This is a genomic window from Acinetobacter sp. 802_lipA, from assembly GCF_058242885.1.
The window spans coordinates 2114906-2133852 of the sequence record NZ_JBZAYP010000001.1 but is presented as its reverse complement, the minus strand read 5'-3'; the positions used below and the strand labels follow the sequence as shown (position 1 = coordinate 2133852).

13 protein-coding genes and 4 pseudogenes are annotated in these 18947 nt (G+C 43.7%); 2 read left to right on the top strand and 15 right to left on the bottom strand.

Annotated elements, in window-relative coordinates; genetic code table 11:
• The first annotated feature begins 34 nt into the window (after window positions 1-34).
• Complete coding sequence (locus tag AC4CU3_RS10425) at window positions 35-985, top strand: IS481 family transposase (RefSeq protein WP_490738195.1); 951 nt, start codon at window positions 35-37, stop codon at window positions 983-985.
• Between the two features lie 10 nt (window positions 986-995).
• Here the strand turns inward: AC4CU3_RS10425 and AC4CU3_RS10420 are convergent.
• The 5 genes and pseudogenes from AC4CU3_RS10420 to AC4CU3_RS10400 form a co-directional block, all read right to left on the bottom strand.
• A pseudogene (locus AC4CU3_RS10420) lies at window positions 996-1742 on the bottom strand (AMIN domain-containing protein); the annotation flags it as partial.
• A gap of 64 nt (window positions 1743-1806) precedes the next feature.
• Window positions 1807-2334, bottom strand: a complete 528-nt coding sequence (locus AC4CU3_RS10415) for a pilus assembly protein PilP (protein ID WP_005401352.1) — start codon at window positions 2332-2334, stop codon at window positions 1807-1809.
• Window positions 2334-3071 (bottom strand): type IV pilus inner membrane component PilO, encoded by a 738-nt coding sequence (locus AC4CU3_RS10410; protein WP_005401353.1) that lies wholly within the window; start codon window positions 3069-3071, stop codon window positions 2334-2336. Before AC4CU3_RS10410 ends, AC4CU3_RS10415 begins: the two co-directional genes overlap by 1 nt.
• The gene (locus AC4CU3_RS10405; RefSeq protein WP_005401354.1) at window positions 3068-3724 is read right to left on the bottom strand and encodes a PilN domain-containing protein; all 657 of its coding nucleotides are present in this window, start codon (window positions 3722-3724) and stop codon (window positions 3068-3070) included. Before AC4CU3_RS10405 ends, AC4CU3_RS10410 begins: the two co-directional genes overlap by 4 nt.
• Window positions 3724-4782: pseudogene (locus AC4CU3_RS10400) on the bottom strand (pilus assembly protein PilM). Before AC4CU3_RS10400 ends, AC4CU3_RS10405 begins: the two are co-directional and overlap by 1 nt.
• Window positions 4783-4948: 166 nt before the next feature.
• Here AC4CU3_RS10400 and ponA point away from each other — a divergent pair.
• On the top strand, window positions 4949-7477 hold the full coding sequence (gene ponA, locus AC4CU3_RS10395; protein ID WP_005401356.1) for a penicillin-binding protein PBP1a: 2529 nt from the start codon (window positions 4949-4951) through the stop codon (window positions 7475-7477).
• A 31-nt stretch (window positions 7478-7508) separates the two neighbouring features.
• Here the strand turns inward: ponA and AC4CU3_RS10390 are convergent, their stop codons facing one another.
• From AC4CU3_RS10390 to AC4CU3_RS10345, 10 genes and pseudogenes are all read right to left on the bottom strand, one after another.
• Window positions 7509-8315 carry a putative RNA methyltransferase gene (locus tag AC4CU3_RS10390; protein WP_039890567.1) on the bottom strand — a complete coding sequence of 269 codons (807 nt, stop codon included), beginning with the start codon at window positions 8313-8315 and terminating at the stop codon, window positions 7509-7511.
• A gap of 69 nt (window positions 8316-8384) precedes the next feature.
• Entirely contained in the window at window positions 8385-9503 is a 1119-nt protein-coding gene (gene mraY, locus AC4CU3_RS10385) for a phospho-N-acetylmuramoyl-pentapeptide-transferase (protein WP_004691502.1), read from the bottom strand.
• Window positions 9504-10913: a UDP-N-acetylmuramoyl-tripeptide--D-alanyl-D-alanine ligase gene (locus AC4CU3_RS10380; RefSeq protein WP_005401358.1), complete on the bottom strand. Its 1410-nt coding sequence runs from the start codon at window positions 10911-10913 to the stop codon at window positions 9504-9506. It lies immediately after the preceding gene.
• Window positions 10914-10922: 9 nt separating this feature from the next.
• Complete coding sequence (locus AC4CU3_RS10375) at window positions 10923-12419, bottom strand: UDP-N-acetylmuramoyl-L-alanyl-D-glutamate--2,6-diaminopimelate ligase (RefSeq protein ID WP_005401359.1); 1497 nt, start codon at window positions 12417-12419, stop codon at window positions 10923-10925.
• Between the two features lie 7 nt (window positions 12420-12426).
• Complete coding sequence (gene ftsI, locus AC4CU3_RS10370; RefSeq protein ID WP_010327652.1) at window positions 12427-14250, bottom strand: penicillin-binding protein PBP3; 1824 nt, start codon at window positions 14248-14250, stop codon at window positions 12427-12429.
• Window positions 14251-14262: 12 nt separating this feature from the next.
• Complete coding sequence (gene ftsL, locus AC4CU3_RS10365) at window positions 14263-14595, bottom strand: cell division protein FtsL (protein ID WP_004691506.1); 333 nt, start codon at window positions 14593-14595, stop codon at window positions 14263-14265.
• A complete protein-coding gene (gene rsmH, locus AC4CU3_RS10360) occupies window positions 14595-15518 on the bottom strand; it encodes a 16S rRNA (cytosine(1402)-N(4))-methyltransferase RsmH (protein WP_004978100.1) in 924 nt (307 codons plus the stop codon). Before rsmH ends, ftsL begins: the two co-directional genes overlap by 1 nt.
• A 187-nt stretch (window positions 15519-15705) precedes the next feature.
• Window positions 15706-16725 (bottom strand): annotated as a pseudogene (locus AC4CU3_RS10355) (sulfate ABC transporter substrate-binding protein).
• Between the two features lie 252 nt (window positions 16726-16977).
• Window positions 16978-17874, bottom strand: a pseudogene (locus AC4CU3_RS10350) (sulfate ABC transporter substrate-binding protein).
• A 2-nt stretch (window positions 17875-17876) separates the two neighbouring features.
• Window positions 17877-18935, bottom strand: a complete 1059-nt coding sequence (locus tag AC4CU3_RS10345; RefSeq protein ID WP_005401363.1) for an RNA-guided endonuclease InsQ/TnpB family protein — start codon at window positions 18933-18935, stop codon at window positions 17877-17879.
• Window positions 18936-18947 lie beyond the last annotated feature (12 nt).

Genomic DNA, 18947 nt, shown 5'->3' with positions numbered 1-18947 from the left:
GTGCAATATTCTCAGATAAATGGAAGGAAGCACTATGGGACAAGTTCTACACAGCAGCGCCACAACGACACAGGCAGTGCGTCGAGCAATACAAAATAGTCAAGAGAGCTTAAGAACGCTAGCCAAGCGTTACGGCATCAATCAAAAGACCGTCGCAAAATGGAAGAAACGTACTTCAGTAGATGATCTTACAACCGGCCCAAAGAATCCTCGCTCAAGCGTGTTATCGCCTGAAGATGAGGCGGCAATTGTTGCTTTTCGAAAACGCACTTTGTTGCCGCTAGACGATTGCTTTTATGCATTGCAGCCGAGTATTCCTTATCTGACACGCTCGTCGTTACACCGCTGCTTACAGCGGCATGGTATTTCACGACTGCCTGAGGTACAAGGTGATCGCCCTGTCAGGAAGCGCTTCAAGAGCTACCCCATTGGTTACTTTCATATCGACATCGCTGAGATGCAAACAGCACAGGGTAAGCTTTATCTCTTCGTTGCCATTGATCGCACTTCCAAGTTTGCGTTCACTGAATTGCATACTAAAGCCAGTAAGATGGCAGCCGCGGAGTTCATGCGCAATCTGGTTAAGGCTGTGCCCTATAGAATCCATACGGTGCTAACAGATAACGGCATCCAGTTCACGAACCGCACCTGTGATCGCTACGCCTCTGAGCACATCTTTGATCGGGTTTGTACTGAATGTGGCATTGAACATCGTCTTACCAAGGTTAAGCATCCATGGACCAATGGACAGGTCGAGAGGATGAACCGAACGATTAAAGAAGCTACTGTCAAACGGTTCCATTACGACGATCACACTCAGCTATGCATTCACCTTGCTGATTTTATTGCTGCATACAACTTCGGCCGCAGACTCAAAACACTCAGGGGCCTGACTCCCTACGAATTCATCTGCAAACAGTGGACAGATGAACCTGAACTTTTTAAAATTGATCCGATCCATCAAATGCCGGGACTAAACACCTAGGCTTCATTGGATTTTTATCTTCAGGACGCTTTAAACTAATGGTGAGCTTATCTTCTGCCTGATAAGCCATATATTCAAAACTGCCATTCGATTGGATCGTGATCAGGCCGTTACTGCCATCATTTTGTGCATCAGTGGTCGATACAGGCGTTGCGAAATCATTCACATTGAGACAGCGCGATAAGTGGGCAGGAATTTTATTCCCCAAAACGCGCACCACAATTTTACTGCCTTGTTGTTTCACATCGACAGGGGTATTGCTACCTTTTAAATCAATGACAACTTGGCCTTCGCCGTCTGAACCACGTTGGAATCCAATATTTGAAATACCTTGCTCTGAACGCGCTGCAGCAACAGGTGTTGCTAGCGCTGGGTTCGCTGAGTTAATTTTCAGAATAAAAGTATTACCTTCAACACGTGTAGTAAATGCACCAGCATCAGCCAAATTTACAGTTAAACGTGAACGCTGCGCAGCTGAAGTTACATCTACTGTACTTGCTTCAGCCGTTGCCACCGCAATACTGCCTTGTTTTAAGCTCTGCTGCGCTTTATCAAAATCCAAAACCAAACGTGATGGCTGTTCCAACTGATAGGCTTGCGGCTGTGGTGGCAAACCGTTGAACATGACACGAATTTCTGTTCCCTGTCCCGGAATTTGCATCGGCACAATATTCGTAATACTGACTTGCGCACTTGCAGCCTGCATCACCGCCATTGCAATTGCACCCATTGAAAACTGACGGAACATATGGTTCATCGTATTGCCATCCCCAAATATAAAATCTTTAGCACTATTTTTCATTTTTATTCCTTTTCCTTTTTTAAGGCGCCGGCCCAATTAATACTAGGCTTCTCGGGCGCTCGACATAGCCCTCACGCCCATCCAGAATAATTTCAATCAAATCAATTTGTGTAGCGGTGATATTAATCACACGACCATGATTCATCCCCAAATAACTACCACGCTGCACGCGTTCAATTTCACCATCCGGTGTTTGAATCAACGCCAAAATTTGTCCATTTTGTCCGCGCATGCTTCCTTTCATGTTAAGCGATTCAATCGCATAACTTTCCAAGGGTTGTAATTGGCGCGATAGGTTTAGATAGACACGCTTTCCAGCCATAATCTTCAGTTCAGCCGCTAAAGAGCTTGGCATAAACGGGCTCTTTAATTGGTGCGCAGCATAGTTAAAGGTCGGTACAGGTGGGAAATCTGGCGCTGGCTCAATCGGCAATGGTGGCTGATTGCGAATTTCAGCCATTTGCATATTGACCGCATCAATACGTGAATCACAACCGACAAGGAATAGTCCTACGCAGAGACTAAGTAAGAGGTTTTGATGTTTCATTACTTGGCACCTCCCGCATCGGCTTTCTTATCATTTTTTGTATCTTTTACATCAACATCCGTTGTAGCCGTTGCCCCGACATAACGGTAGGTTTTCGCTTTTACACTATATGAAATTTGCGGAATATCCGTCTTTTTATCATTGTTACTTGATGCTGAGATATCGAAGTCATGCAAGGTAACAATACGCGGTAAAGCTGCAATTCCACTGACAAATGAACCAAAAGAATGATAATCACCCGTCGCTTCAATGGAAATCGGCTGTTCGATAAAGAACTCTTGGCGAATTTCTGGTTCTAAACGAATATTTTTAAACTTTAATCCAGAATTTACGCCGCTCACGTTGATATCTTCAACCAAGCCAGGAATTTCAGTTTCTTTCGGCAGCTGTTCTAACTGCTGATTAAAATTGGCTTCCATTTCTTGCAATTGCACTTGATATTGCTGCAAATTACGTAATTTTGAATCTTTTTCACGAAACTCATTCAGTAAATTTTGTTCTTGTGCATGTGCATTTGAAATCGCATCAAGCTTCGGCTTAATCACGACAAAATAACCCAATGCCCCAATCACTAAAATGATAAAGATCCAACAAGTCAATTTGACTGAAAAGGGCCAACTACCGTAATTGTTTGGATCTAAGGTATTAAACTGTTGAAAAAATTTATCAACCGTCATTTTTTTCTTGGCTACAGCATGGTTTTCTGATGTTAATTCTTCAAATTCATCGCGACTCATTGTGCTGCCCCCGCTGTTGAATTATTAACTGTGCTTGCGGCTTCAGGTGTAGTCGCATCAGGCGCTACTGGCTGTGCAATCTCATCTAAATCTGCCGTGACCACAAAGGTGCCATAGGTTTCTTCAACACGTGGCACGATAGAACTTGGTGCTTTATCTTTTTTCTCTTCAGCAACCAAGAATGAATTCATAAAGGCATTGCGATACCACGCAGATGCTTCGAGATTACGTAAGAATTCCGCAACTGTATTCGGGCTTTCCGCTTTACCTTCAATGGTAAATTTATCACCTGTACGCACAAACTTAGTAATGTACATATTACTCGGTGTAACACGTACCATTTCATCGACCAAACGCACAGCCACAGGACGTTGACCTTGCAAGCCTTGGATCAACTTCATCCGTTCAACAATCGCATTTCGCTGTTCTTGCAAACCTTCCAATGACTTTAATTGGACATCTAAGTTTTGATTGGTACTCACCACCAACTGATTGGCTTGTTCTTGATCTTCAAGTTTTTGACTGTAAAAAAACCACGCCAAAGCAACAGCTAAAACCCCAACTAATGCAGCCCCAACACAATAGGCAATAAATTCTTTTTTTCGTTTCTCTCTTAACGCATCACGCCAAGGGAGTAGGTTTATTTTTGCCATTAATCAAAACTCCTCAATGCCAATCCACATGCCACCATGAGTGATGAAGCATCATTTTCAATTTTTTTAATGTCGATTTGTGGAGAAAAGCCCATCTGTAAAAATGGGTTGGCAATGGTGACCCGATAACCTAATTTTTGTTGTAATAACTTCGCCAGTCCTGGAATATTAGCATTCCCCCCTGCCAATAAAATATGGTCGATCTCATTAAATTGAGAGGACGCAAAGAAGAACTGCATAGAGCGTGCAGCTTGCTCCACTAAAGCTTCAAGAAATGGCTCAAGGACTTCAATATCATAATCATCAGGCAAAGTACGGCTTTTTTTGGCACGCCCTGCTTCCGCAAAAGATAAACCATAACGGTTTTGAATTTCCTGGGTCAGTTGTTTCCCCCCCGAACACCTGCTCACGCGTATAAATGACTTTATTATTTCTCATAACGGACAAGGTGGTCATGGTATGACCAATGTCTAAAATCCCAACGGTATTTACGCCCATTGGAAGCGTATCTGAAAAGACTTTGAATGCATTTTCAATGGCGAAACTTTCAACATCGGCAATCTTAGGCGTTAAACCGCCCAACTCCAATGCTTCGGCACGTGCCTCTACATTTTCAATGCGGGTTGCAACGAGGAGTACATTGACACGATTTGGATTGGTAAACGGTCTGGAAGGACTTCAAAGTCCAAACTCGCCTCATCTAATGGGAATGGAATATATTGCTCAGCATCATCACGAATCTGAATTTCACGTTCGTCATCGTTCATATCGGCATCCATTTCAATGATTTTAGTAATCACCATGGAAGTCGGAACTGCCAGCGCTACGTCTGTCGATTGAACATTGGCCAAATTTACCGCACGCTCAAGGGCATCACCAACTGCTTCTGGATTCAATATATTTTTTTCGACCACACTTCCTTCTGGTAATGGGACTAGTGCATAGCTCTCCACCCAATACCGATTGTTTTTAACAGAAAGTTCCAATACCTTAACAGAAGTCGAACTAATACCTACTCCTATTAACCCCTTACTTGGCTTACGATATAACCTGAGCACAGTATCATTCCTATTATTTTTTTATCCCCCAAAAAAAGTAACCCACTAATTAGTCCGCGTCTATAATTTTATACGGATACAATAACTCATCTAACATTCCGTATGTGTACAGGATATACTGACCGCTAATTAGTTTGCCATTAGCTCTTATTAAAACTTACTTGTTATGAAAAAGCTATCTTGTTCGGGCCGTGTTCATCCATTTTTTTTGATCATTATTATAATGTTGGTCTCAATTCCAATGGGTTTTTATGGCATGTATCTCTATATTGCCCCATCTTTGCCGCAAATGACAACTCTAAAAAAGGCGCCATTACTAAAACCTTTACAAGTTTATAGTGCGGATAACCAACTCATTTCGGAATACGGTGGCAAGCTATCTGTACCCGTAGATTACGATCAGATCCCACGAAGTTTTATTCATGCCTTCTTAGCGGCGGAAGATTCTTCTTTTTTTGAGCATAGTGGTATCAGTTTTAAAGGTTTAGGACGTGCAGTCAGTGAAAGTATTACTGGCTCAAATGTCCAAACGGGTGGCTCGACCATCACCATGCAAGTGGCAAAAAACTATTATCTCAGTCCCGAGCGTACATTAAAACGTAAATTGACTGAGGTTTTTCTAGCCCGAAAAATTGAACAAAATTTGACGAAAGAGGAAATCTTAACCCTCTATGTCAATAAGATTTTCTTAGGTAAAAATGCCTACGGTATCGCAGCGGCAGCTAAAATCTACTACAACAAAAGCTTAGATGAACTCAGCATTGCGCAAATGGCAATGATTGCAGGTCTGCCTAAAGCGCCGTCTAAATACAATCCAGTGGTCAACCCCGAACGTGCTTTAGAACGTCGTAACTGGATTTTGGGTCGTATGCTCCAGCTAGGCTACATTAACCAAAGCCAATATGAAAAAGGCATTGCAGAACCAATTAACCTCGATATGCCTGACCGCGGGGTAAGCAACCGATTTCCCTACATCGGTGAAATGGTCCGTAGCGAACTGATTGAAAAGTTCGGCGAGCACGCGATTGACTCTGGTTATAAGGTTTACACCACCATCAACAGCGAACGCCAAGCCTATGCCGAACAAGCGGTACAAGATGGTTTAGAAGCCTATGACCGTCGTCATGGTTGGCGTGGTGCGGAAGCCCATGACAAACCCTTAAGTAGCTTTAGTGCTTTTGCCAATACCTTCCCTGCCGAAGTCACCCGTGTGAATCAAAATAGTTTTGATGCCTTAATGCAAGATGGCTCAACAGTAACCGTGCCATGGTCTGGCATGTCTTGGACACGTCCTTATCGCAACGCGAATGCCGTAGGCGGTACACCATCAAGAGCATCTCAAATTGTTAAAGTGAAAGACATCGTACGTCTGCGCCCCAATGACAACAAAACCTCATGGGCTTTGGTGCAACTGCCTAAAGTTCAGGGCCAACTGATTGCACTTAACCCAAACAATGGCGCTGTAGAAGCACTGGTTGGTGGTTATAATTTTTATCAATCTAAATTTAACCGAACCACCCAAGGCTGGCGCCAACCAGGTTCAATTATTAAACCCTTTGTCTATGCACTCGCTTTAGAGCGCGGTATGACACCGTATAGCATGGTCAATGACAGCCCAATCACGATTGGGAAATGGTCACCACGCAATGCCGATGGCCGCTATTTAGGCATGATTCCCCTGCGTCGTGCACTCTATTTATCGCGTAACACCGTGTCAGTTCGACTCCTGCAAACCGTGGGCATTGAACGTACACGCCAATTGTTCATGGACTTCGGCTTAACTGATGAACAGATTCCACGCAACTACACGATTGCACTCGGAACACCTCAGGTTTTACCAATTCAAATGGCTACTGGATACTCAGCCTTTGCCAATGGCGGTTATCGTATTCAACCGCACTTCATTAATCGTATTGAAGATGCCTATGGCAAGATCATTTATCAGAACAACCCTGAATATGCATGTATCAGTTGTATCTCTCAACAAGAATCAAAGCCTCAGTCTGCTGACACCATCACGCCTGATGATGAAGTAATTGAAGTCACCAACCAAGAGCTGAACCCTGCTGAAAAATCGGCAAATCCTGTTGAGATCAACAGTGACTATCGTCAAGCGCAACGTATTTTAAAATCTAGCTCTGCTTATGATATGGCGAATATTTTAAAAGACGTGATTCAACATGGTACAGGCCGTGCTGCGCTGCGTATTGGACGAGATGACTTGGGCGGTAAAACAGGAACCACCAATGATGCAAAAGATGCTTGGTTTGCCGGCTTTAATGGCAAATTGGTCACTGTAGCGTGGGTTGGTTTCGACCAACCAACAACTTTAGGACGCCGCGAATACGGCGGTGTGGCTGCGCTTCCAATTTGGACGGACTTCATGGGCAAAGCCTTACAAGGCACGCCTTCGGCGTGGGTTCAACTCGATGCCAAAGCCAAAGCACCGATTCAACGCCATCAGAAAGAAACACCTCAGAGTAACTTAGGCCCAACCCCACCTTTGGCGCAGCCGTTGTATCGCCCTGCACCGGTGGTAGTTCCACGTGCTCCTGAGCATGACTTTGATGATTTGCCGGGTGAAGAGGAAACGCTGGTTCCAAAGAACAGCACCCCACCCACCATGCAAGCACCCAAAGAACAACCAAAACCTAAATCGGATGCGCTCGATCATTTGATTGATCAAGTCCAATAATAAAAGCCCGCATCTGCGGGCTTTTTTATACTTATGCTTTTTTCTGAAACAGTAAAATTTGATACTGTGCCTGTAGTTCAAAAGCTGTTTGAGCCTCTAAAGCTTCACGGCGCTCTTGTTTCGCCTTATAGGCATAAGGTGTCATGGCAATCAGGTTTTTTAAGTCCTGCTGATTAAGCTTAAGATCAGCATCAACAACATCATCACTCACCAAATCAAACGCATCACTCAACTGCTCTACAAATTTGCTCGGTTCATGCGGCTTCACCTCTTCGAACAAAGCCTCACGCATGGCATATAAATGCTGAGGCGCAGGCGTCACCACCAACAAATATCCTTGCGGTTTGAGTACCCTTAAAATCTCTTGTATTGGAATCGGGCTAAACAAACTACTACATAAATCAATCGATTGATCCAACACGGGTAAAGTTGCTCCTGTACCCACTACCCACGTGATATTTTTATTGATTTTCGCAGCCACTTGCACTGCATTTTTTGCAATATCTACACCGACACATTGCAGTACCTCCGACTGCATTGCATCGGTGTAATAGCCTTCACCACAACCAATATCGAGTAAATTTTCAATACGTAACTCACGTACCTTATTGATCACTGCTTGCTGTAAAGGCGCGTAATGACCTGCACTTAAGAAGGCACGGCGGGCTTGTACCGACTCACGCGTATCCCCCGGATTTTTGCTGTGCTTGTGTTGAACGACATGCAAATTGACGTAGCCTTGTTTCGCCACATCATAACTATGTGAATTCGCACAGCGCCATGTTCTTTCGTTTAAAGTTAAAGCCTCACGACACACAGGACACATGAGCAGATTCATTATTTTCTCCAAGACCTTACCTCAGGCATAAAAAAAGCCGGCAAATACCGACTCTTTTCATACTTTTGCTTAACGCAATTTTAAGGTCATTAGACCTAAAACTACCAGCATAATTGTGATAATCCAAAAACGAATCACCACTTGGGTTTCACGCCAGCCTTTTTTCTCATAATGGTGGTGTAATGGTGCCATCAGGAATACCCGTTTATTGCGCATTCTGAGGGAACCAATTTGCAAGAAGACTGAAATCGCTTCGACCAAAAACACACCAGCCATAATGGCAAAGACAATTTCCTGACGAACCATGACCGCAATTGTACCGAGCATTGCACCCAATGATAATGCGCCCACATCGCCCATAAAAACCTGTGCAGGGTGTGCATTAAACCAGAGGAAGGCTAGACCCGCGCCAATCATGGCTGCACAAATCACCACCAACTCAGAAGCAAAGCGCACATAAGGAATATGTAAATAATTGGCAAAACGGACATCACCAGCCAAATATGCAAATACACCTAAACCCGCTGCAACAAGCACTACAGGCATAATCGCTAAACCGTCCAAACCATCGGTCAGGTTCACGGCATTTGATGCACCATTAATTACCAAATAGGTGAAAATGATAAAACCAATACCCAACGGAATCACCGACAAAGGAATACTTAAATCTTTAAAAAATGGAATCAGCAGATCCAGCATATTTGCGGTATGCACAGGATTGCTCTGTTGTTGCGCAATTACATATAGCGCAATACCTGCGCCCAATGATGCAAGCGACGTCCAAAAGAACTTTTTACGGGCAGGTAAGCCTGCATTGTCTTTATAGCGAATCTTGATCCAGTCATCGGCCCAACCCACTGCACCAAAAATCACCATCACTGCCAAGACAATCCATACATAAGGGTTGGATAAATCTGCCCACAACAGTGTGGAGATACCAATTGAGAGTAAGATCAACACACCACCCATGGTTGGTGTGCCCATTTTTTTGGCATGATTTTCAGGAGCATATGAACTCACGGCTTGACCATATTTGAGTGCTTGCAACTTGCGAATCATCACAGGACCGAGCACTAGACCAATGGTCAGTGCGGTTAAAACACTGAGCAAAGAACGCAATGTTAAATAACGAACCACCTGAAACGAACTATGGTAGCCCGCCAGTTGTTCAAACAACCATAACAACATTTAGAGTTTCTCCATCAAATCAGCCATCAACGTTTCCATATGGGTATAACGAGAACCTTTAAACAGGAAACTCATAGACTGGGGTTGATGTGTTTCAATTAAACTGAGTAAGAACGGCAAAGCCTGCTCTTGAGTTAAAAAAGCCTGCATTTTTTTGCCATATTGGGTGCTGCGTGCACCTTCTTGTGCCGCAGGTGCAAATTCACCGACAGCCACCACGAAGTTCAGCCCTTTCACTGAGACCAAATCGCGCCCCAGCATATAGTGCTGCTGTGCAGCAGAGCTACCTAGCTCACCGATATCACCCATCACCATCACTCGAACCCCCTCTTGCTGTGCAAGCACTTCAGCAGCGGCACGCATAGAGGTTGGGTTGGCATTGTAGGTATCATCAATCAACAAATGACGGCCTTGTTGAATAAAGTTCAAACGCCCTTTTGCACCGACCGCTTGCTCAAGGCCAAGCACAATATCATCCAAGCTAATACCAATCGCTAAAGCAAAAGCTGCCGCAGCAGTTGCATTTTGAACATTATGCTCCCCAGCAAATGGTAAATTCACCTGACGCACGCCTTGCGGGGTATTTAGCTTAAACGTTGCAGATTGTGCCTGTAACTCAATCTCAGTGGCAAAGATTTCACCACCCGCACCAAAGCTGAGCACCTGTTCAGTTTGCACTGCTTGGCGAATGCTATCGGCAAAATCATCGGCTGCAGGAACAATTGATGTGCCATTTGGAGCAATATGCGCATAAATCTCAGACTTAGCACGGCAGATGCCATCGCGTCCACCAAACTCACCCAAGTGTGCTGTACCAATATTGATAATGCCTGCAACCAAGGGCTGGACCAAATTCGAAGTATAGTCAATTTCACCTTGATGGCTTGCACCCAACTCCATCACTGCATATTGATGCTCTGGATGTAATTCCAATAACATGACTGGCACACCCAAGTCATTATTCAGATTGCCACGGGTCACCAACGTTGGTGCTATACGTGACAAAATACTGCCTAACATTTCTTTGGTGGTGGTTTTACCACTACTACCCGTCAGCGCAATCACTTTTAGCTGTGGGTTTTGTGCACGGCGATAAGCCCCCAGTTGTCCCAATGCCAAACGTGTATCGGGCACCACCAACTGACAAACCTCTGCATCTATAGGCTGACTCACAATGGCCACTTGGCAACCTTGTTCAGCAACTTGCGTAATAAAAGCATGTGCATCAAAACGTTCGCCTTTGAGTGCTAAGAAAGCATCTCCTGCTTCTGCATCACGTGAATCCGTCAAAATGCGTTTAATTTCAGTATTTGGCGCTTGATCATTTAGCCAATAACCTTGGGTAGCTTCGAGCAACTGTGCGGCGGTCCATGACACTAAAGGCACTGTGCTTGTTGTTGAGGTATGCATACGACTTCCTTAGTGTGCAGGATAAGCAGAATCAGTAGTGTGGTGCTGTGTATCAATCGCGGATTGCACTTCGACGACATCGTCAAACCAATGCCGAACACCCTCTATTTCTTGATAGTTTTCATGACCTTTGCCTGCAATCACGACAATATCACCCGCTTGGGCCTGTTGAACGGCAAATTTAATCGCTTCACGACGATCATGGATTTCATGAACCACACGGTTTGAGAAATCAATCCCCGCTTTCATATCGGCAAAAATTTGCTCAGGATTTTCTGTACGTGGGTTATCTGAAGTCAACAACACCACATCTGCTCCGTTTAATGCTGCTTGGGTCATGAGTGGCCGTTTGCCACGGTCGCGGTCTCCACCACAGCCAAATACTGCCCAGAGTTGCTGTTCCACATGGCGCTTCAACGTACTTAAGACTTGCACCAGAGCATCAGGCGTATGCGCATAATCAACCACAAACAAACGCGCATCATCACGAATCACTTGCATACGACCTGGCGCACCCTTGAGCTGTGCTGTTGTAGCAACCACATCGGCTAAATCAAAACCCGCTTGTTCAACCATAATTAAACTGGCGACCAAATTTTCAATATTAAAATGACCCAATAATGGGTTCTGTACCTGATATTCGGCCTGTGCCGTACACAAGCTAAAGTTTGCACCCGTCAGGCTATATTGAATATTCTTTACCAGATAGTCTGCAGGCTGCGTGGTTGAATAAGTTAAAATTTTCGGTTGGGCTGGATTATTTTGTGCCGCTTGAATCATGACTCCAGCATGCTCATCATCCAGATTGATGACTGCAACTTTCAATGATGGAAATTGAAATAAGCGAGATTTAGCTTCGGCATAGACCTCAAGCGTGCCATGGTAGTCCAAATGGTCGCGACTTAAGTTGCTATATGCAGCAATTTCAATTTCACTGCCCGCTAAACGGCCTTGTTCCAAACCATGTGAAGAGGCTTCAATCGATGCAAATTCAGCACCTTGCTTGGCATAGCTATGTAGTGCATTTTGTAGATGCAGCGCATCCAAGGTGGTATGCGACGATGCTTCTAAATTGGGCAAAATGCCATTACCTGTCGTGCCCATTACCGCACATGATTTGCCTTGTAGCATCAACAGTTCTGCGACTAAACGAGAAATGGTGGTTTTACCATTGGTTCCTGTCACCGCTAAAATACGAGCAGGCTGTACTTGGCTAGTGGCCAACAAAAATTGCTTTTGCCAGCCTCCCATCAAGTGACGCACATTCGGCACCACAATACTGTTTGCAAGTGCAAGCTCAGTTTCACTCACCACTGCTAAAGCCCCTTTGTCCAAGGCTATTTGCGCAAACTGCTCTGTTTTCTCAGGTTGTGAAAGTGATGTCAGCGCAATAAAAATTTGCCCTGCCTGTACTTTACGACTATCAAGAACAAAACCTTGAAATGGCTGTGCCATCCATTCAGCGCTTAAGTTAGCGGTGTAGAGTTGTTGAAATGTAATGGACATTCATCACCTATCTCTTGATTACAGGAGCATCTAAAGGTTTATCTAAAGGCACGTTCATTAAACGTAAGGATTCTTGCATAACACGGGCAAATACAGGCGCAGACACCGTACCACCATAGTAGGTCCCTTGCGGGTTTTCGACCACAACCACCATCGCTAAACGCGGGTCGCTGACTGGTGCAACACCGGCAAAAAGTGCACGATATTCATTGGTTGAGTAGCCTTTACGGTCAGCACGTAACTTATGCGCGGTTCCTGTTTTACCACCTACACGGTAACCCGGAATGGTTGCACGAGTCGCGGTACCACCCGGTAAGGTTGCCGTTTCCATCATCAACAAAACTTGATCCGCAATTTTTGGATCAATCATTTGTTCACCACGGGGAGGCGCATCTAACTTATACAAACTCAAAGGCATTTTCACACCTTTGTTAGCCAACATGGCATAAGCATCCACCATTTGCAGCACAGTCGCATTTAAGCCATAGCCATACGCCATGGTCGCCACTTCCGATACATTCCATTTACTTGGTGGAAGAATTAAACCACCACTTTCACCCGGGAATTTAACAGCTGAACGCTGACCAAAACCGAGACGTTTATAAAAAGTCGGTAAAGTTGCATAAGGGAGAGACAAAGCAATTTTAGCCACACCCACGTTAGACGATTTTTGAATAATTCCACCCAAAGTCAGTGGACCATAGTTATGTGTATCTCGAATGGTGTGGTTGCCGACTCGCATCGAACCCGGAGTGGTATTAACCACAGTATTCGGCATGTATTTGCCGCTTTCCAAGGCCATTGAAATGGTCAAAGGCTTCATGGTTGAACCCGGTTCGAAAGAGTCAACCGCACCACGGTTACGCATGGCGTCTTTATTGGACAAACTGTTTTTATCGTTCGGGTTATACGACGGCCACGACGCCATCGCTAAAATTTCACCCGTTTTCACATCGACCGCAATTGCTGTGGCAGAACGAGCATTATTGGCTACACCCGCAGCGGTCAGTTCACGGTACATAATGTACTGAAGGCGCGAATCAATACTGAGCGTAATATTTTCGCCCGGCTCAACTTCTTTAACCACCTCGGCATCTTTAAAACGATTGCCCTTTTTATCTCGAACAATTTGCTGCTCACCATCAATACCCGACAAGCGTTGATTCAGCTGCATTTCTAAACCTTCAATGCCCGAACCTTCACTGTTGGTCAAACCAATAATTTGCGCATTCGGTTGTGGCTGCGGATAGTAACGTTTGTAGTTCTTTTCGGTATACACACCTTGGAACTCACGTTTTGCAATCAGTTCGGCTTGCTGAGGTGGCACTTCTTTTTTCAAAACCAAGTAGCGCGAACGCGGACGTTCATTGAGTTTCCGCTTCAGTTCCGCACGATCCATGCCCACGGCATCAGCCAGTTCATCCAGATTTAGATTTTTGTCTGGTAATTGACGCTTCAATTTACGATTGTGTGGATCTTTGGCTAATTCAGCGGTAATTTCATCAAATAGTTTTTTATTATCAAAATAATCACGTGGGTCAATCACCACTTTCATAATCGGCGTACTGATCGCCAAAGGCACACCATGACGGTCATAAATCACACCGCGCATGGCCTTAATTTTTTCAGTTCTTAAAATATTGGCATTGGCTTTATTTTGCAAAAATTCGGTATTAATGACTTGTACGTAAAAAGCACGTCCAACCAAAGCAATAAAGCAGGCTAAAACCACCGCCCACATGAGATAAAAGCGCCACATTTCAACCTGTAGAGCCGATTTTTCAGTCACCGCTTGCTGTTTTTTACGAGTGGGTTTACGCTTTTCTACCATGTTACAGCGGCCTTATTTTTTGTCTTCTGAAGTCGTGGGTAAAGAAATCACTACGGTTTGCGCCGCAGGTGGTGAATACATCCGCAGTTGCGTCACCGCGCGCGTTCCAATTTGTGCAGTTGCGCCAAAAGTTTGCTGTTCAATCAGCAAACGGCCCCACTCTGCATTTAAGTCATCACGCTCGCGCATAAAAGAGCTCATTTCGCGATAGTCATGACGGTATTCAAACACTTGGAACACCACCATCATGGCACTGATAAACACCAGCACCAATAAAATGACATAGGCAATCAACTTCTTAAACTTTAACTTTGTTGGAATTTTTTCAACGACTTCAGTTTTCATTATTCGCCTTTAAGTGCTAAGCGCTCTGCAACTCTAAGCCATGCACTACGTGAACGTGGATTAGCTTTAACCTCTGCATCACTTGCTTTCACACGTGATACTTTCTTTAAACGACGCGTATCTGGTCGTTGTTGTGGCATACCCCAACCCATATCTTCCTCAAGTGTCGACTCTTTTTGAATAAATTGTTTAATTAATCGATCTTCTAAGGAATGGAAGCTAATCACAGCCAAGCGACCATTCGGTTTTAATACTTCTACCGCTTGCGGTAGGAAAACTTCAATATCTTCTAATTCTTTATTAATGGCAATACGAATTGCTTGGAAAGTTCGTGTTGCGGCATGTTTATTTTTTTCCCATTTCGGGTGCGCTACTTTCACAATTTCAGCCAACTGCGCTGTGGTTTCAATCAATCCGGCCGCTTTAATCGCTTTGGCAATACGACGGCTATAACGCTCTTCACCATATTGAAAAATAATATTGGCTAACGCCTCTTCCTCAATATTAACCAACCACTGCGCTGCGGTTGGACCTTTTGAATTGTCCATACGCATATCCAGTGGTCCATCTTTCATAAAACTAAAACCACGCTCCGCCTGATCAAGCTGCGGTGAAGACACGCCCAGATCGGCCATAACCCCATCGACCAAGCCAATTCCGCGTACTTCTAACTCATGTTTAAGGTCAGCAAAGCTGGCATGAATAATTTTAAAACGTGGATCTTCTTGTTCTAAAATCGCGGCTGTTTCCAGTGCTTGCGGGTCTTTATCAAAACCATAGACACGTGCATTTTCATCTAGCTTAGACAACAGCAAACGCGTATGTCCGCCACGACCAAACGTCCCGTCAATGAAAATCCCTGTATTGCGATCTGCTACCAAAGCATCAACAGTTTCGTGAAGTAATACAGAAATATGCGACATAAAGACTCAATATGATCGGAAGGAAAAATGTAACTGCACATTATTACCTTGTTTTAACAAAGCTCCAAACGACTTTTTGTAGGGAAATATTACTTTTCATAGACAAAACCGTTTTTAAACGGCATTCATTATCAAAAAAGCCTCCCAAGGGAGGCTTTGTAAGCAGCAGCTGAAATAATTAACTGGATTATTTACGGCTATTATAGATTTGGTCGAAAGTCGCCCCATTCACAAAGTGGGTCTTTTGAGCATTGGCCCAACCACCAAACACTTCATCAATGGTGAAGGTTTTTAACGGTGGAAATTGCGCTTTATATTTTTCTAAAACCGCAGCATTACGTGGACGATAGAAGTGTTTCGCCGCCATTTCCTGACCCAGTGGTGAATATAAATAGTTGATATAACCCTGTGCTAACCACTTGTTGCCATTTTTCGCCACGGTCTTATCCACGATTGCCACCGAAGGCTCGGTTAAAATCGAGATCGATGGATAAACAATATCGAACTGATTTTTACCTAAAGTTTTTTGTGTCACTAAGGCTTCATTTTCCCAAGTCAATAACACATCACCAATGCGACGTTCTGCAAAGGTGGTCATAGACGCCCGTGCCGCAGAGTCCATGACTTTCACGTTATGGTACATTTTACCTACGAACTCTTTGGCTTTGGCCTCATTGCCACCAGGTTGTTTCAGTGCGTAACCCCAAGCAGACAGATACACCCAACGTGGTAGACCACCTGTTTTAGGATTAGGCGTAATAATTTGTACACCCGGTTTGGTTAAATCAGACCAGTCCTTAATTTTTTTCGGGTTGCCTTTGCGTACCATGAACACAATGGTCGATGTATAAGGTGCAGAGTTATTTGGGAACTCTTTTTGCCAACCCGGCTGAATTTGACCTGATTTGACAATTTCTTCAATGTCATTGGCTAAGGCCAAGGTCACCACATCCCCTTTTAGACCATCCACGACCGAACGGGCTTGTTTACCTGAACCCCCGTGTGACTGTTTAAAGTCAACCGTTTGCCCTGTACGACTTTGCCAATAAGCACCAAAGGATTTATTGAACTCATCTTAAAATTCACGTGTTGCATCATAGGAGACATTGAGCATAGTACGGTCAGCTGCTTGAGCTGATGTCATACTGAATGTCAGACCTGTTGCCACTACGGCAGCAGCCCAGAGAGATTTCAAATGCGTTTTCATAGCGTATTAAATTAAATATCAAGAATTATGCTAAATATATGAAACAAAATCATAAATCGCAATTCGCTTTTGTTTTTTAAATACACATTATTTTTACATCACTAAGACTTAATGAATTGTTTTTATTTAAAATAATAGCAAACACTTTACTTATTCTTATTATATACATTTTTATGCTTAAAATATAATAAAAGTGGATATGCGTATATCCACTTTTATGTCCGAACGTGATCTCATTAAACCGCAGCACGTTTATTTTTCAGTATAAATTTGATCAAAGATCGCACCATTTACAAAGTGAGTTTTCTGCGCTTTGGCCCACCCTCCAAAGACATCATTAATATTAAAGGTTTTTTGCTTTGGAAATTGCGCAAGGTATTTGTTCGCCACTTGTTTATTTCGTGGACGGAAGAAATGCTTCGCCGCCAACTCCTGCCCTTTTGGCGAATACAGATAGTTTAAATAGCCCTTGGCCAAATTTCGATTGCCATTTTTGTCCACGGTTTTGTCTACAATCGCAACTGACGGCTCCGCTAAAAACGAAATAGACGGATAAACAATATCGTATTTGTCTTTACCTAGGCCTTGAGTTGCCAGTAAAGCTTCATTTTCCCAAGACAACAACACATCACCTATGCCCCGTTCAGCAAACGTGGTCAATGAACCTCGCGCGCCTGAATCAAGAACTTTGACATTTTGATACAGTTTTTCACCAATTCTTTGGCTTTAGCATCATTACCTCCAGGTTGTTTTAACGCATACCCCCAAGCAGATAAATAGATCCAACGCGGCGCATCGCTTGTTTTTGGTTTTGAGGTAATGATCTCACCCCCAGCTTGGTTAAATCATTCCAGTCTTTAATTTGTTTGGATTACCTTTACGCACTAAAAAAACAATGGTTGAAGTATAAGGTGCAGAATTATTTAGAAATTCTTTTTGCCAGTTTTTATCAATTTGTCCAGTATTCACAATTTCATCAATATCATTGGCCAAGGCCACCACATCTGCTTGGAGACCCGTTGCAACGGCACGTGCTTGCTTGCCCGATCCACCATGAGACTGTTTAAAGTTGACCTCCTGCCCAGCTTTGCTTTTCCAATACTGATACTGTCCAAAGGCTTGGTTATATTCTTGTTGACATCCTCCCAGACCTAAAGAACGGGGATTCCTCCTCCGAGACGCTCATGTCCGAGCGCAAGAATATTCAGTGCGGAATTTATATCCCGATCATGGAGCGTACCGCACTCCATACACTGCCATTCTCTTATTCCAAGACCTGCTCTACCTTTCGGACTGCTAGAGCGTGAGCCACAGCACGAACATGTTTGGGTCGTATAGGCTTCGTTGACTTCTCCATACCATACTCCTGCGTTCTCGCATTTATACTTGAGCATGGTTCTTAGTGTTGTCCAACTGGCATCTAACACTGACTTCGCTAATCTAGTTTGTGCTAATGCTTTAGCATTCACATTGCCAACAAAGATTGCTGCATGTGCATTCACCAGTTTATGGCTGAATTGATGCAACATATTTTGGCGTATATTTTTAATCTTGGCGTGAATCGCTTTGACACGTTTCTTATTTTTTGCTCTTTGAGCAATGCCAAGTTTTTCCTCATATTGGCGATAGATTTTAGGAGCTTCGAGTTTCACACCATCTGAACAAGTGGCTAAATCTTTCAAACCCAAGTCTATGCCAATTGAGCCTTTAGCTATAGCTTTAACTTGTTGAATATCATCAACCACAAGGCAAACATACCAACGTCCACGACTGTCTTCTACAAATGAGCCTGTTTTGACGTTGTATTTGCTTAGTCCGTAGCTGTCCCATAGTTTGAATTGGTGCTTGCCATATTGCACATAGCCATCGGCGTATTTAATGGCTACTTTCTTAAAAGGTATCCAGCCTAATGAGCGTCTTGCAGATTTGTTGTTACTGACACGCCATTTTAGCTTGGCTTTTTTAAACTGCTTTCTTCGTGTAACTAATTCTTCTGCAATTGCCTGTATGGTTTGGCTATGTAAGTTACATTCTTTTGATGTGCCTTTCGTGTATTGAGCAATATCGTATGCTGAAAAGAATTGTTGTTTACGTTGTAGGTGCTTGAAACACAAATCATTGACATAATTCCAAACAAAGTTCACCTCTACTGCTAGTTGGTCTAGCATCTTGCAATGTTTGTCTTTTATTCGTAATTTAAGTGTTTTCATTACTAAAATATA